Consider the following 15203-nt stretch of genomic DNA (forward strand, 5'->3'; position numbering starts at 1 on the left):
GGAGCGTCTATGACGCTCGCAAGGCTTCCCTCTTGCAATCGCTGAACATCGTCAGATACGGCGTCCCAAAACTGAGATTGGGGCAAATTGGCGGCGACGTAGGCGTCCTCCGCCCGGAGGGCGGTGTTGGCGGCGTCAGTGGCGGCACCGGCGTCGATAGAGGCGTAGGCGGCGGTGCCGGCCGCGTGAGCGGCGGCGCGGGCGGCAGTGTAGGCTGCGTCGGCGTGGGTGACGCCGCCGACAGTGCCGGCGTCGCGGGCGGCGGCGTTTGCCGCTTCGACGGCGGATTTGGCGGTGAAGTTATTTGCGCGGGCCGGATATTTGGCGACAACTCGCGCTAGCGCGCTCGCCCAAAACAAGGCCAATGCCCGATGAGAGAATTGTCGCGCATCGGCCGGCTCGGCGGCCCGCTCCCGCCAGTTCACGAACAACGGCAGCACCCTAAGAGCGGCTCGGACCGCGATCGCCTGCGAGACTTCTGGCGGGTGCCCGCTCAACCAAACAATTAGCTCCTTACTATCATGTATCGTCGGCGCAGCTGTAACGGAACGTAGCGGGCGCGCCGCCATCTCCGCGGCCATTTCCGCGATCTCATCCACCACCTTGGAGGTGCGCTCCATGCGCTCGTGCGGCGGGTAGCTCGATAGCGCCTTTCCGTCGCGCGGGCGGATCACGAGGTTGTTCACCAGCTCGAGGGCGATTTTCGGCGTCGGCGTCAGCAGCAGTGGCACGATGCGGACGTCTTCGCCGTTCTTCTGTCGCTCGCGAACGATCGCCAATTCCTTGTCGACGACATAGTCTGACGACAAGGAGTTATGCGAGCACAGCAGCAGAAAAATATCGCATTCCCGCAGCTTGCGCTCGATCTCGAAATTCCAGTTGTCGCCGGCGCGAAGAAGTTCGTCCCTCCAGATTTCGATCGCGTCCTGCTTCACCGCCGCGCGCAAATAGCCGATGACAAACGACAGCCATTTCACCTCTCCCTCGTCCGGCCTTTCCGGCTCGTCGGCATGGGCGTAGCTGATGAAGACGATCGGTTTGCGGGTGGGAATCGTCACGGCGCGGCTCGATTGCGTCGACAGCGTCGCGCGGCGGCGGGAGAAGTCAAGCGGCGGGCGGGAAATGAGGGCGTTACGGTGATGGGGTGGACGGCGCACCGAGCGGCATCGCCGTGCCAAGATGGTCGTTGTCACAACCCACCCAAAGGGAAGCCGCCGGAAGCCTAGTCGTCAATTACAAATAAGACCTTGCCTTGGGCGTTCGCCGCGATCTGAACGAGTTCGGCTGTCGCCTTCGTTCCAACGTCGCGGAGGATAATCGTCGCCCCGCTTGCCCTAGCGTTAGCCGCAAGTTGCACGAGGTCTTGCTGGCTCCGAAAACCGACTCTCAGATCAAGACCACCGCCGTTGGCTACGATTTGCACAAGCTCTTGTTGCAGACGCGGCATCTTGCCCTCCCTTAGGCTGCTTCAGAAGTTCGTATCCATGTGATAACTTTGCATTGCGGGGCCTCACTGCGGCAGGATACGAATTCCCCGCCCGCCCCCCCGCCCCCTCACCTTTCCGCCAGCGCCAACCTTACCGCCAGCGCGCCGAAGGCGGCGGCGAAGCTGCGGCGGAGCCAGGCGAGCACGCGCGGGCGCTCGAGGACGTGGCGGCGCGCCGCGGCGGCGAACACGCCGTAGAGCGCGAAAACGACGAAGGTCGCGAGCATGAAGGCGGCGGAGAGCTCGCCCATGCGGATGAGCGGGTGGGCTTCCTCGGCGCCGACGAACTGCGGCAGGAAGGCGACGAAGAAGATCGACAGCTTGGGATTGAGCAGGTTGACCAGCACGGCGTCGACGACGACGCGCAGATCGGAACGGCGCGACGGCGCGGCGTCGACGCTGAGCGAACCGCCCTCGCGCAGCGCGTTCCACGCCATGAACAGCAGATAGGCGACGCCGGCGTATTTGACCGCGGCGAAGGCGACGGCGCTGGCGTGCAGCACGGCGGCGAGGCCGAGCATCGCCGCGGCGACATGCGGCGCGATGCCGAGCGTGCAGCCGAAAGCGGCGACGAGGCTCGCGCGCGCGCCGCGCGACAGGCCGGCGGCAAGCGTGAAGGCGACGCCGGTTCCCGGCGAAGCGACGACGATCAGCGTGGTGATCCAGAACGCAAGCGACATCGGCGGGACTCCTTTCAGACGGGCTTAGAGCGCGTTGCGCTCAGGTCTCCTCGAACCTCGTCCTGAGGCGCCGCGAAGCGGCCTCGAAGGACGCTCCAGAAAGCGCGATCCCTGGAGCATCCTTCGAGGCCCTCGCTCACGCGAGGGCGCCTCAGGATGAGGGGCGGCGGCTGCGTCGGGCGCCCCTCCACCGCGCCGCGGGCGAGGATCGGGCGCCCCCTCCACCGCGCTCACGCGCGGTTCCCCTGCCCGCGCAGCGGGGAAGGATGGCGCTCGGCCGCGCAGGACCTTTCCAATCTAGGCACCGGGGAAACGCGGCGCCGCCGGGCTGACGACGGTCGCCATGCCGCCGCTGATCTGCATCACCGCCAGGCCGCGCTCGTTGGGGCCCTCGGCGCGGAAGCGGAAGACGCCGTCGACGCCGTTGAAGCCGGACGGGTTGGTCAGCACGGCCGGCGAATAGCGTTGCGCCCCTTGCGCGCGCGCCAGCGCCGCCACCAGCGACGCGGCGTCATAGGAGAGCGAGGCGAGCCGCAGCGGTTCGGCGTTGAAGCGCGCCTTGTAGCGCTGGGCGAAGGCGTTGAAGCCGGCGTTGTCGGGCGCGGCGAACCACGCCCCCTGCAGCGCCGGCAGGCGCAGTACGCGCGGATCGTTCCATACGCCGGTGCCGAGGATCTGCGTCCTGACGCCGCTCGTCGCCAGCGCCGCCGCCAGCGCCGGCATGCCGTCGGCCTGCTCGGGAATGAACAGCGCGTCGTAGCCGCCGGGCGCGCCGGCGAGATCCTGCACGCCGGCCTGCGGCTGGCCGGCGGGATAACGCGCGACGGTGACGACGCGCGCGCCGAGCCGCTGCGCCGCCTGCTGGAACTCGCCGACCGCGACATTGGCGTAATCGCTTTGCGGCGCCAGCACGGCGAAATTCTTCTTGCCCTTCGAGACCGCGTATTCGGCCGCCTTGTCGGCGTAGGACTCGATCAGGAACGACAGCAGATAGACGCCGGGTTGGGCGACGCTCTCGTCGGTCGAGAAGGCGACGACCGGCCGGCCGGCTGTCTTGGCGACCCGCGCGACCTCGCGCACGTCGGCGGCGAGCAGCGGCCCGAGGATGATCTCCGCCCCGGCGCCGATGACCGCCTGGCCGGCTTGCGCGGCGCCGTCCGGGGCGCCGTGGTCGTCGACGATCATCAACGTCACGTCGTTCATGCCGGATTCTTCGACGGCGAGCTGAGCCGCGTCGCCCATCGCGACGCCGACGCTGCTCGGCTGGCCGTTCTGGGTCAGCGGCAGGATCAAGCCGACCCGCACCGGCCCCGTGCCGACCGTTTGGCCGACCGTCGGCCCGACGAGCGGCTGCGCCTGGACGTCCGGCACCGGCGCGGCGCCGATGTCAGGGGACGGGCCCGGCGACAGCCCCAATCCGCTCGAGGTGCAGCCGGCCAACGCGAGCAGCGCGCAACCGGCAAACGCGCGCGCCGCCCCGGCGAGCCCACGCTCCGCCACCCTCGAGGCGCCTTTCGGCATGGAAACCTCCCCCGCCCGGGGCCAGAAGAACTGTCACGAATCGCTCGGACCCACCGACATTCTAGCGCTTTTGCCGGCGTCGCGCGCCGTCTGAGAACCGCGACCACATTTTGCGTCGATTGTGGCATTTTCGGCCCCGGATGCTAGGAAGGCCAGTGAGGCGGACAAGGCTCAAAACGAACATGACGATGCGTCACCCGCAGCCGATCCCGACGCCGCGGCCGCGCGGCTTCTCAGCGCTGGGGGCGCGCGTCGAGGCCGCCGCCCTCGCGCCCGGCCTCTATGTCGTGGCGACGCCGATCGGCAATCTCGGCGACGTCTCGTTGCGGGCGCTCACGACCTTGGCGGCGGCCGATGCGATCCTGGCCGAGGATACGCGTGTCACCCGCCGCCTGCTCGACCGCTACGACATCGCCGCGCCGCTCGTCGCCTATCACGAGCACAACGCCGCCGAAGTCCGCCCGCGCGTCCTCGCCCGCCTCGCCGCCGGCGAAGCGCTGGCGTTGGTTTCCGACGCCGGCACGCCGCTGGTCTCCGACCCCGGCTACAAGCTGGTGGTCGAGGCGGCGGCGGCGGGAATCGCCGTCTTCGCCCTGCCCGGCCCCTGCGCGGCGATCGCGGCGCTGACGACCGCGGCGCTGCCGACCGACCGTTTCTTCTTCGAGGGCTTCCTGCCGGCCAAGACGGCGGCGCGGCGCGAGCGGATCGCGGCGCTGGCGGCGATCCCGGCGACGCTGGTCTTCTACGAAGCGCCCGGCCGGCTCGCCGAAGCGCTCGCCGACCTCGCCGCCGGGCTGGGGCCGCGACCGGCGGCGGTGGCGCGCGAATTGACCAAGCTGCACGAGGAGACGCGCCGCGCGACGCTGAGCGAACTCGCCGCCGATTACGCCGCCGCCGCCGCGCCGAAGGGCGAGATCGTCGTCGTCGTCGGCCCGCCCGCGCCCGCCGCCAGGCCGGCGGCCGAGACGCTCGACGCGATGATCCTCGACGCGCTCGCCGACCTGTCGGTCAAGGACGCGGCCGCCGCGGTGGCGGTCGAAGCGGGCCTGCCGCGGCGCGAAGTCTATGCGCGGGCGCTCAGGCTCGCCGGGACACGGCGGTGACGCCGGCGCGGCCGGCCAAGGCGCGGCGGCGCGCCCACCGGTTCGGCCTGCGCGCCGAGTCGATCGCCGCGCTGCTGCTGCGGCTGAAAGGCTACCACGCGCTCGCCCGCCGTTTCGCCGCCGCCGGCGGCGAGATCGATCTCATTGTGCGGCGCGGCGCGACGATCGCTTTCGTCGAGGTCAAGGCGCGCGACGATCTCGACGCGGCGATGGAAGCGATCACCGAGGCCAAGCGGCGCCGCATCGGCCGCGCGGCGCGGATCTGGCTCGCACGCAACCCGTGGGCGGCGGCCTTGAATCTGCGCGGCGACGCCGTCTTCGTCGCGCCGCGGCGGCTTCCCCGCCACCTTGCCGCAGCGTATAGGCTGGACCTCGATTGAAGGGACCGATTCCGCCATGCCGTTGACCGTCGCCGTGCAGATGGACCCGATCGAGCGCATCCGCATCGCCGGCGACTCGACCTTCGCGCTGCTGCTCGAAGCGCAAGCGCGCGGCCACACGCTGCTCTATTACACCCCCGACCGGCTCAACCTGCTGGGCGCGCGGCTGTTCGTCGAGGCCCAGCCGCTCGCCGTGCGCGACGAGCCGGGCGACCATTTCACCCTCGGCGAAGCGCGCACGATCGAACTCGCCGACCTCGACGTCGTCCTGTTGCGCCAAGACCCGCCGTTCGACCTCGCCTATATCGCCACCACCCATCTGCTCGAGCGCATCCATCCCAAGACCCTGGTGGTCAACGACCCGCGCGCGGTGCGCGACGCGCCGGAAAAGCTGTTCGTGATGGACTTTCCCGAGCTGATGCCGCCGACGCTGATCTCGCGCGAGCGCGCCGCGATCGAGGCGTTCCGCGCCGCGCACGGCGAGGTGGTGATGAAGCCGCTCTACGGCTTCGGCGGCGGCTCGGTGTTCAAGGTCGGCGAACGCGACCCGAATTTCGGCTCGCTGTTCGACCTGTTCTCCAACACCTTTCGCGAGCCGTGGGTGATCCAGAAGTTCCTGCCGCAGATCGTCGAGGGCGACAAGCGCATCATCCTGGTCGACGGCGAGGCGCTCGGGGCGGTCAACCGCGTGCCGGCCGAGGACGACATCCGCTCCAACATGGTGCGCGGCGGCGCGGCGGTTGAGACCGAGCTGACGGCGCGCGAGCGCGCAATCTGCGCCCGCATCGGCCCCGAATTGAAGCGGCGCGGCCTCGTCTTCGTCGGCATCGACGTGATCGACGGCTGGCTGACCGAAATCAACGTCACCTCGCCGACCGGCATCCGCGCCGTGCGCAAGCTCGGCGGCCCCGACCTCGCGGCGGCGATCTGGGACGCGATCGAAGCGAGGCGGCGCGCCGCAGGAGCCGCGCCATGACCGCCGTGTCCTCGGCTCTCGGCGCGCGCGCCCGCCGCGGCCGCAGCGCGCCCGCCGATCTGTTCGACCGCGACGAGGTCGAGACGAAGCTCGAGCGGCTGCGCGCCAAGATCAAGAACGACGAAGCGGCGTTCCGCCGCGGCGCGGTCGAGGTCTTCGCCGCCGCGCTCGAAGCCGGACGCGCCGAGGCGCAGCGGGCGCTCGAAGAGGGCGGCCGCGGCCGCGCGTGCGCGCGCGCGCTCAGCGATCTCGAAGACGAAATCATCTGCGCCGTGCACGACATGGCGGTTCGCCTCGCCCATCCCGACGGCGCGGCCAAGGCGAGGGGGCTGACCATCCTCGCCGTCGGCGGCTACGGCCGCGGCATGCTGGCGCCCGGCTCCGACATCGACCTGCTGTTCCTGATCGACGACGAGAAGGACGCCGGCGACGCGAAGCTGATCGAGACGGTCCTCTACGTGCTGTGGGACCTCAAGCAGAAGGTCGGCCACGCGACGCGGACGATCGACGAATGCCTCCGCCAGGCGCGCGCCGACATGACGATCCGCACCTCGGTGCTGGAAGCGCGGCTGATCGCGGGCGACGCAAGGAAGCTCGCGACGCTGGCCGCGCGCTTCGACAAGGAGATCGTCGCCAAGACGGCGAGCGAATTCGTCACCGCCAAGCTCGGCGAACGCGACGCGCGGGTCAAACGCGCTGGCGAGTCGCGCTATCTCGTCGAGCCGAACATCAAGGAAGGCAAGGGCGGCCTGCGCGACCTCAACACGCTGTTCTGGATCGCCAAATACGTCTACCGGGTGCGCGACCCGCGCGAACTCGTCGAAGCGGGGCTGTTCTCGCAGCGCGAATTCAACCTGTTCTCGCGCTGCGAAGAATTCCTCTGGCGGGTGCGCTGCCACCTCCACTTCCTCACCGGTCACGCCGAAGAACGGTTGAGCTTCGACGTGCAGCGGCCGATCGCCGAGCGACTCGGCTACGCCGCGCGCGCCGGCCAAGCCGACGTCGAACGCTTCATGAAGCACTATTTTCTCGTCGCCAAGGACGTCGGCGATTTGACCGCGATCGTCTGCGCCGCGCTCGAAGAGCGGCAGGCCAAGCCGACCCAGGGGTTCGACCGCTTCCTCGGTCGGCTGCGGCGCCGGCCGCAGGCGCTCGACGACGCGGTCGATTTCAAGATCGACCACGACCGCATCAACGTCATCCGCGCCGACGCGTTCGAACGCGATCCGGTCAACCTCATCCGACTCTATTGGGTCGCCGATCGCTCGAGCCTCGCCATCCATCCGGACGCGACGCGGCTCGTCACCCAGTCGCTGAAGCGCATCGACGCCGAGCTGCGCGCCGATCCGGAGGCGAACCGACTGTTCCTCGCCATCCTCACCTCGCGCCGGTCGCCGGAAACGGCGCTCAGAAGGATGAACGAAGCGGGCGTGCTCGGCCGCTTCATCCCCGACTTCGGCCGCGTCGTCGGCCTGATGCAGTTTTCGATGTATCACCATTACACGATCGACGAGCACCTGCTGCGCACCGTCGGCGTGCTCAGCCGAATCGAGGCCGGCGAATTCAAGCAGGCGCACCCGTTGGTCAGCGAGCTGGCGCCGCACATGCCCAGCCGCTCGGCGCTCTATGTCGCAGCGTTCCTGCACGACATCGCCAAGGGCCGGCCTGAGGACCATTCGATCGCCGGGGCGGAGGTGGCGCGCCGCCTCTGCCCGCGCCTCGGCCTCGACGCCGCCGACTGCGACCGCGTCGCCTGGCTGATCGAGCAGCATCTGACGATGTCGAACATGGCGCAGGGACGCGACCTCGCCGACCCGCGCACCGCCGAAGCCCTGGCGGCGAGGGTGCAGTCGCTCGACCGGCTCAAGATGCTGCTGGCGCTGACCGTCGCCGACATCCGCGCCGTCGGGCCCGGCGTCTGGAACGGCTGGAAGGGCCAGCTCCTGCGCACGCTCTACTGGGAGACCGAACTCGTGCTCGGCGGCGGCCATTCGGCGATCGACCGCAAGGCGCGGGTCGCGGCGGCGCAGGAGGCGCTGCGCAAGGCGCTGCCCGGCTGGTCGGACCCCGACTTCGACGCCTATGCGCAGCGTCACTACCCGGCCTATTGGATCAAGGTCGATTTGCCGCATCTCGTCGCCCACGCCAAGCTGCTCTACGCGATGGCGGCCGACGTCCGCTCGCTGGTGACCGAAGTGGCGAGCGATTCCTATCGCGGCGTCACCGAGATCACCGTCGTCGCGCCCGACCACCCCCGGCTGCTGTCGTTCGTCGCCGGCGCCTGCGCGGCGGCCGGCGGCAACATCGTCGACGCGCAGATCTTCACCACGGTCGACGGCTTTGCGCTCGACACGATCTCAGTCACGCGCGCCTTTGCGCTGGACGAGGACGAGATGCGGCGGGCAAACCGCATGGCTCGCACCATCGAGCAGGCCCTGCGCGGCGAGATCAAGGTCAGCGAGCTGGTCAAGCAGGCCCACAGCGGCCGCGACGCGCGCGTTGGGGCCTTCCGCATCCCGCCGGCGGTGTCGATCGACAACGCGATGTCGCACCGCTACACGGTGCTGGAGGTCGAGGGCCTCGACCGGCCCGGCCTGCTCTATGAGCTGACCGCGGCGCTATCGCGGCTCAACCTCAACATCGGCTCGGCCCATATCGTCACTTTTGGCGAAAAGGCGGTCGATTCCTTCTACGTCACCGACCTGACCGGGGCGAAGATCGCGTCGCCCTCGCGCCAGGCGGCGATCAAGCGCCATTTGTTGGCGATTTTCTGAAGCCGGCGGCGCACCGCCGCGCTGCGGCTTGATTTTTGCCCCGCCAACGCTGATATCGGGCGCAACCAAACTTGGGGCTTTTCCGAATGAAAGACACTACCGAGGCGCCGACCGAAGCGCCTGTCGCTGAGCCGGCCGCCCAGGCCGCCGAACCCGATCCCTTCGCGGTGATCGAGAAGCTCAACGCCGAGAACGCCGAACTCAAGGACCGCCTGCTGCGCGCGCTGGCCGAGATGGAGAACTTGCGCCGGCGCACCGAGCGCGAGGTCGCCGACGCGCGCGCCTATGGCGTCGCCAATCTCGCCCGCGACATGCTCTCCGTCGCCGACAACCTCGCCCGCGCGGTGGAAAGCGTGCCGGCCGAGGCGCGCGCCGCGGCCGACGCGGCGGTGAAAGCGCTGTTCGAGGGCGTCGAGCTGACCGAGCGCGACCTCCATGCCGCGCTCGGCCGCTATGGCGTGACCAAGCTGTCGCCGGAGGGCGAGAAATTCGACCCCAATTTCCACCAGGCAATGTACGAGATCCCCAACGACAGCCTGCCGGCCGGGTCGGTGGCCGACGTCGTGCAGAGCGGCTGGAAGATCGGCGAACGGGTGCTGCGCCCGGCCCTGGTCGCCGTCTCCAAGGGCGGCCCCAAGGCCGAGCCGAAGAACGGCGACGACCCGCCGGCGGCGGAGGCTTGATCTGTCCCTTCTCCCCGCTTGCGGGAGAAGGTCAGGTTGAGGGGCCGGGAGGGCGGCCGCGACGGCCATAACGCAAAGAGCGCTCTCTCCCCGCGAGCCTAGCGGATTCGCACATCCGAACGCCAAATATCCAACGCCAGCTCTGCCTGATCCGTGCTCGGCGTCAATGTCGCGCCAAGCGCGGCCGCTTCGCGGCTTGCTCGTTTCACTCGCAAACATTGACTCCTCCGCGCGGCTCAGGCCGTTGGTTTCCACGATCTTTGGTGAGCGGGCCGGCCGTGCGGCCGGCTCCGCTCGCCAAAGGCCATGGAAACAAGAACGCCACGTCGGAACGGCGCAGTCATCGCGAAGCGGCCGAAGCAAAGCGTAGGAGCGGCGAAGCCGCTTGACGGCGCCGGGCCGATGTGGCCCCGGGCTGAAGATGTGTGAACGCTGTAACTGCGGGCGGGGAGAGGGGGATTCACCCCTTCGTCACCCGCCGCATTGTCAGGTTGATCCGTCCGCCCTCGGCGAGCAGGGTCGAACTGCCGGGGTAGACGCGCTCGACCCCATGGAACGCCAGCCGGCCCGGCCCGCCGAGCGTCATCGCGTCGCCGGAAGCGAGGCGGAACGAACGCGTCGGGCCGCCGCGGTTCAGGCCGCCGACCCGGAACAAGGCCGTGTCGCCAAGCGACAGCGAGACGACGGGCGCCGACAGCTCCGCTTCGTCGCGGTCCTGATGCAGGCCCATCCGGGCGGTCGCGTCGTAGAGGTTGATCAGGCACGCTTCGGGCGGCGGCGCGCCGGGCGCGAGCGCGGCCCAGACCGCCTTGAGCCGCGCCGGCGCCGGCGGCCACGGCGTCCCGGTCTCGGGATGGGTGGCCTGATAGCGGTAGCCCATTTCGTCCGACACCCAGCCGAGCGGGCCGCAATTGCTCATCCGGACCGAGAACGGCTTGCCGGTCCTCGGCATGCGCGGCGCGAACGGCGGCGCGGCGGCAAGGACCGCGCCGATTTCGTCGCGCAGCGCCTCCTGGCCGGCGCGGTCGAGATAGCCGGGATAGCAGCGGACGCCGGGGGCGATTTCGATGGCGACGGGCATCGGCGGGGGACCATCCTTGTTCGGCTCACGCCGTCTTTCCTCAACGCGGGGCGCGTCGTATAGGAGGCGCCAATTCTACGCTACGCGCGCGTTCCGGCGCGTTCCTTCGAGGCCACGCGCGCGAACCGCGCGCTTATCTGAGGCGATGCATGTCGGGTCATAGCCAGTTCAAGAACATCATGCACAAGAAGGGCAGGCAGGACGCGATCCGCTCCAAGCTCTTCTCCAAGCTGGCGCGCGAAATCACCGTCGCCGCCAAGCTCGGCATGCCCGACCCGGCGATGAACGCGCGGCTGCGCGCCGCCGTGATCGAGGCGCGAGCCGAAAACATGCCGAAGGACAACATCGAGCGCGCGATCAAGAAGGCGTCGTCGGCCGACACCGAGAATTACGAGGAAGTGCGCTACGAGGGCTACGCGCCGGGCGGCGTCGCGATCATCGTCGAAGCGCTGACCGACAATCGCAACCGCACCGCCGGCGAGGTGCGCTCCTATTTCACCAAGGCGGGCGGCTCGCTCGCCGAGACCGGCGCGGTGTCGTTCATGTTCGACCGCGTCGGCGCGATCGTCTTCGACCGCGCAATCGCGACCGACGACGCGATGCTCGAAGCGGCGATCGAAGCCGGCGCCGACGACGTCGTCTCGGAAGGCGACGAGCACGAGATCGTCACCAGCATCGAGTCGCTGCGCGTGGCGCAGAAAGCGCTCGAAGCGAAGTTCGGCGAGCCGCACAAGGCCTCGATCGTCTGGCGGGCGCAGAACACGATTTCGGTCGACGACGAGACCGGCGAGAAGATCCTGCGCCTGATCAACGCGCTCGAGGAGAACGACGACGTTCAGACCGTCTCGGCGAACTTCGAAGTGTCCGACGCGCTGATCGCCAAGATGGAAGACTGAGCGGCGCGAGGTCCCTTCTCCCCGCGAGGCGGGGAGAAGGTCAGGATGAGGGGCCGGGAGACTGGCCGCTCCGCCCGTGAGGCCAATCGCCCCGCCCCTCGCCCTAACCCTCTCCCCGCAAGCGGGGAGAGGGGATTGTTGTAGCGCGCCTTCAAGGACTCATCGCCGCGATGCGAGCCTCATCACCAGCAGACCCACTGACCCCAGCGGTTGTACCCACAGTGACGATGGTTCCAATACCAGGGGCCCGGGCCCCAACCAGGGCCCCAACCCGGACCCCAACCGCGGTGGTAACCCCAACCGCAGTTCCAATGGCACCAAACATGTTGGATGTCGGCCGCCGCGACTGGTTTTTCGAGCGAAGGCGACGTCAACGTGAAGGCCGAAGCCGGCGCGGACGAGATCGCCAGCATTGCCGCGCCGGCCAAAGCCGCCGCGAATCCGCCGACGAGAATGCGGTTCACCATGAGAGCCTCCGTGTCTGGCCACCCAACGCCGCGAAATTACGGGATGCGGGCTGAACTGCGGGTGAACGGAAGGGGGACCGCGACTGTTGGAGTGGCGTTTCACCGTCCCCTCGCCGTCACGCCGACAACCTCGCCCAACCGGTCGAGACCGACGCGCAGGCGGTCGGCGAGCACGGCGTCGGCGCGCCACGGCGTGACGATTTCCGGCACCAGACGGCGGCAATCGCGCAACGACGCGCCCTCGACGACGACGCGGGTCAGGATCGGCCAGGCGGCCGGGCCGGCGAGCGCCGCCGCAGCGCGCAATTTATCGCGCGCATGCAGTGCGATCTCGCTCGCCGGCAGGCCGGAGCGCGGCCCTGGCTGGCCGGCGCCGCCGACCCGGTCGAGGGGCGCGGCGCGCAACGCGTCGAGGTCGGCGCGGCGGTGCAGCCGGCGCAACGCTTCGCCGATCAGCCAGCGCAGGTCGTTGAGCCGCGGATCGTGCGGCGCCAGCGCGCGGGTCGAGCGCATGACGTCGAACGGATCGACCAGCCGGCGCAGTTTGTCGGCGTCGCGCTCGGTCCTCTGGCCCGCCTCGGCGGCGCGCGCAAGCCGCTCCGGCGTCGCGTCGAGCCGTTCGGATTCGCCCTGCGCGCGGGCTTTCGCGCGCCGCGTCGCCGCCTTGCCGCTCATTGCGCCAGCTCCGCGCACATGGCGGCGGGAGAGGAGCAATAGGAGGCCGGGTCCGGACCGTGGAGCCGCGCCGGAATCGCGACGCTGGGGATCGCGAGGTCGGGCGGCGGGGCGCGATGAACGCGCTTGAGGTCGCGCAGATGGGCGGCGCAGGCGGCGACAAGGAGCTGATGGGCGGTCTCGGTTCGCGGGCGGCGGCGACGGGGCAAGCGATCCTCCTCGACTGGAAAAAGCGTCGCGACCGGCGGTCACATGTTCGCTCTTTGTTCTTATTTTCTGAACATCAGCACCTCCCGTCAAGCATTATTTCTGATATTCATGATTGCGTATGTTCTGAAAAGCCGAATAATCATTTCATGACCGTCGATTGGATCCGCGCCGCGCTCGAGGAGACCGGCAAGACTCGCAGCGGCCTCGCCCGCGCCCTCGGCCGCTCGCCCTCGGCGGTGACCGATCTGCTCAATGGCCGCCGCCGCCTGCGCGCCGACGAGATCGCCATCGCCGCCACGTATCTCGGCGTCGAGCCGCCGCGGCTGATCGGCGGCGGACGCGCGCCGCCGATTCGCGCCACGGTGCCTCTGGTCGGCCATGTCGGCGCCGGCGCGATCGCTCATTTCTACGCCGACGGCCAGGGCCCGTTCGACGAAGTCGGCGCGCCCGACGCGGCCAGCGCCAAGACCGTGGCGGTGCAGATCCGCGGCCATTCGCTCGGCGCGCTATTCGACAATTGGCTCGTCTTCTACGACGACGTGCGCGAGCCGCCCGGCGACGACCTCGTCGGCCGCATGTGCGTGTGCGGCCTCGCTGACGGACGCGTGCTGATCAAGGCGCTGAAGCGCAGCCATATCGCCGACCTGTGGACGCTGCTGTCGAACGCCGAGCCGCCGATCTACGACGTCGCGCTCGACTGGGCGGCGCTGGTGCGCGAAATGCGGCCGAGATAGGCCGCCGATGCCGACGGCCCCTTCCGCGCTCGACATCGCGCGCGCGCTCGTCGCCTTTCCCTCGGTGACGCCCGACGATTCCGGCGCCCTGCCCTATGTGCAGCGCCTGCTCGCCGAAGCCAGTTTCGCCGTCGAGATCGTTTCGTTCGCGGAAAGCGGAACGCCGACCATCGCCAACCTGTGGGCGCGCTTCGGCCGCGACGCGCCGAACTTCGTCTTCGCCGGCCACACCGACGTCGTGCCGCCCGGCGACGAAACGCGCTGGCGCTTTCCCCCGTTCTCGGCGACGCTCGCCGACGGCGCGTTGTGGGGCCGCGGCGCGGCCGACATGAAGGGCGGCGTCGCCGCCGCGCTCGCCGCCGCGTTGCGCTTCGTCGCCCGCGGGCCGTTCAAGGGCTCGATCTCGTTTCTCTTGACCGGCGACGAGGAAGGCCCCGCGGTCAACGGCACGGTCAAGCTGCTCGACTGGGCGCGCGCGCGCGGCGAGCGTTTCGACGCTTGCCTGCTCGGCGAGCCGACCAGCCAGGCGGCGCTCGGCGATACGATCAAGCACGGCCGGCGCGGCTCGCTGAACGGCCGGCTGACGCTGATCGGCAGACAGGGTCACGTCGCCTATCCGCTTCTCGCTGACAATCCGATCCGCGCGCTCGCGCCGGCGCTCGAGGCGCTGCAGGCGCCGCCGCTCGATTTGGGCACGGCCGATTTCGACCCCTCCAATCTCGAGATCGTCAGCGTCGATGTCGGCAATCCGGCGACCAACGTCATTCCCGGCGAGGTTCGCGTCGTTTTCAACGTGCGCTTCAACGACCTTTGGACGCCGGCGACGCTCGCCGCCGAGATCGAGCAACGCGTCGCGGCGGCGGCGAAGGGCGCGCGTTACGCGCTTGCGTTCGACCCGACCAACGCCGTCGCGTTCCTGACCCAGCGCGGGCCCTTCACCGACCTCGTCGCGCGCGCGATCGAAGAGACGACGGGCGTGAGGCCGAAGCTGTCGACCGGCGGCGGCACGTCGGACGCGCGCTTCATCAAGGACGCCTGTCCGGTGGTCGACGTCGGCCTGGTGGGCAAAACCATGCACGCGGTCGACGAGCGCGTCGCGGTTGACGACCTCGAAGCGCTGTCGCGCGTCTATGAGCGCGCGCTCGAACTCTATTTCACAGCAAGCGAGCGCGGCTGATCGCGGTCACGGGCGCCGTCGCCGGACCGCTCGGCGCTATCGCCGACAGTGTGAGTAGAGTCCCTCAGTTGCGGATTCCAAAGATACGATCAATCTAGTCGCGCTATGACATGGCACGTCCAATATCGGAAGGAGGGATCGGAGCACATCGCGCGGGCTCCGAGCCCCGAGGCCGCGATCGAGGCCGCCTGTCATCTCATCGATGAGGGCTGCGATGTCTTTGGCGTCGGCACGGGGCCGCTCACCGATTCGATCGCAAGAAATGAAATTGCCCGCATCTATGCCATTTGGGCGCGGGAAAAGAATCCGTTCGGGCAATTTTCAAACTGAGACGCCCAAATTCTGGCCGGGTCGGCCTCC

16 protein-coding genes are annotated in these 15203 nt (G+C 69.3%); 9 read left to right on the forward strand and 7 right to left on the reverse strand.

What is annotated here, in order from left to right; all coding sequences use genetic code 11:
• The 4 genes from ABSF49_RS03295 to ABSF49_RS03310 all read right to left on the reverse strand — a co-directional run.
• Positions 1-1058, reverse strand: a 1058-nt coding sequence (locus tag ABSF49_RS03295) for a toll/interleukin-1 receptor domain-containing protein (protein WP_424111205.1), incomplete at its 3' end; no start/stop codon positions are given.
• 164 nt (positions 1059-1222) lie between these two features.
• Positions 1223-1447 (reverse strand): hypothetical protein, encoded by a 225-nt coding sequence (locus tag ABSF49_RS03300; RefSeq protein WP_424111206.1) that lies wholly within the window; start codon positions 1445-1447, stop codon positions 1223-1225.
• Between the two features lie 107 nt (positions 1448-1554).
• Entirely contained in the window at positions 1555-2166 is a 612-nt protein-coding gene (locus tag ABSF49_RS03305) for a LysE family translocator (protein WP_424111207.1), read from the reverse strand.
• 297 nt (positions 2167-2463) lie between these two features.
• The gene (locus tag ABSF49_RS03310; protein ID WP_424111208.1) at positions 2464-3687 is read right to left on the reverse strand and encodes a penicillin-binding protein activator; all 1224 of its coding nucleotides are present in this window, start codon (positions 3685-3687) and stop codon (positions 2464-2466) included.
• Positions 3688-3869: 182 nt separating this feature from the next.
• Between ABSF49_RS03310 and rsmI the strand changes: the two genes are divergently transcribed.
• The 5 genes from rsmI (at position 3870) to grpE (ending at position 9603) form a co-directional block, all read left to right on the forward strand.
• Positions 3870-4790 (forward strand): 16S rRNA (cytidine(1402)-2'-O)-methyltransferase, encoded by a 921-nt coding sequence (rsmI, locus tag ABSF49_RS03315; protein WP_424111209.1) that lies wholly within the window; start codon positions 3870-3872, stop codon positions 4788-4790.
• A complete protein-coding gene (locus ABSF49_RS03320) occupies positions 4787-5170 on the forward strand; it encodes a YraN family protein (RefSeq protein WP_424111210.1) in 384 nt (127 codons plus the stop codon). The genes rsmI and ABSF49_RS03320 overlap by 4 nt, the downstream gene beginning before the upstream one ends.
• 16 nt (positions 5171-5186) lie before the next feature.
• The gene (gene gshB / locus ABSF49_RS03325; protein WP_424111211.1) at positions 5187-6146 is read left to right on the forward strand and encodes a glutathione synthase; all 960 of its coding nucleotides are present in this window, start codon (positions 5187-5189) and stop codon (positions 6144-6146) included.
• A complete protein-coding gene (locus ABSF49_RS03330; RefSeq protein ID WP_424111212.1) occupies positions 6143-8920 on the forward strand; it encodes a [protein-PII] uridylyltransferase in 2778 nt (925 codons plus the stop codon). Before gshB ends, ABSF49_RS03330 begins: the two co-directional genes overlap by 4 nt.
• 86 nt (positions 8921-9006) lie before the next feature.
• Complete coding sequence (grpE, locus tag ABSF49_RS03335) at positions 9007-9603, forward strand: nucleotide exchange factor GrpE (RefSeq protein WP_424111213.1); 597 nt, start codon at positions 9007-9009, stop codon at positions 9601-9603.
• A 460-nt stretch (positions 9604-10063) separates the two neighbouring features.
• On the opposite strand, the gene ABSF49_RS03340 is transcribed toward grpE, so the two are convergent.
• Positions 10064-10684: an alpha-ketoglutarate-dependent dioxygenase AlkB gene (locus ABSF49_RS03340; protein WP_424111214.1), complete on the reverse strand. Its 621-nt coding sequence runs from the start codon at positions 10682-10684 to the stop codon at positions 10064-10066.
• 149 nt (positions 10685-10833) lie between these two features.
• Here ABSF49_RS03340 and ABSF49_RS03345 point away from each other — a divergent pair, with 149 nt between their 5' ends.
• Positions 10834-11580 carry a YebC/PmpR family DNA-binding transcriptional regulator gene (locus tag ABSF49_RS03345; RefSeq protein WP_424111215.1) on the forward strand — a complete coding sequence of 249 codons (747 nt, stop codon included), beginning with the start codon at positions 10834-10836 and terminating at the stop codon, positions 11578-11580.
• A 566-nt stretch (positions 11581-12146) separates the two neighbouring features.
• Here ABSF49_RS03345 and ABSF49_RS03350 read toward each other — a convergent pair.
• Together ABSF49_RS03350 and ABSF49_RS03355 are read right to left on the reverse strand one after the other, a co-directional pair.
• Positions 12147-12722: a hypothetical protein gene (locus tag ABSF49_RS03350; protein WP_424111216.1), complete on the reverse strand. Its 576-nt coding sequence runs from the start codon at positions 12720-12722 to the stop codon at positions 12147-12149.
• The gene (locus ABSF49_RS03355) at positions 12719-12931 is read right to left on the reverse strand and encodes a hypothetical protein (RefSeq protein WP_424111217.1); all 213 of its coding nucleotides are present in this window, start codon (positions 12929-12931) and stop codon (positions 12719-12721) included. The genes ABSF49_RS03350 and ABSF49_RS03355 overlap by 4 nt, the downstream gene beginning before the upstream one ends.
• 147 nt (positions 12932-13078) lie before the next feature.
• Between ABSF49_RS03355 and ABSF49_RS03360 the strand changes: the two genes are divergently transcribed.
• The 3 genes from ABSF49_RS03360 (at position 13079) to ABSF49_RS03370 (ending at position 15173) form a co-directional block, all read left to right on the forward strand.
• Positions 13079-13666: a helix-turn-helix domain-containing protein gene (locus ABSF49_RS03360; RefSeq protein WP_424111218.1), complete on the forward strand. Its 588-nt coding sequence runs from the start codon at positions 13079-13081 to the stop codon at positions 13664-13666.
• 7 nt (positions 13667-13673) lie between these two features.
• A complete protein-coding gene (gene dapE / locus ABSF49_RS03365) occupies positions 13674-14843 on the forward strand; it encodes a succinyl-diaminopimelate desuccinylase (RefSeq protein ID WP_424111219.1) in 1170 nt (389 codons plus the stop codon).
• 105 nt (positions 14844-14948) lie between these two features.
• The gene (locus ABSF49_RS03370) at positions 14949-15173 is read left to right on the forward strand and encodes a hypothetical protein (RefSeq protein WP_424111220.1); all 225 of its coding nucleotides are present in this window, start codon (positions 14949-14951) and stop codon (positions 15171-15173) included.
• The last annotated feature ends 30 nt before the right edge of the window (positions 15174-15203 follow it).

This window comes from Roseiarcus sp. (assembly GCF_049514155.1).
GTDB lineage: Bacteria > Pseudomonadota > Alphaproteobacteria > Rhizobiales > Beijerinckiaceae > Roseiarcus.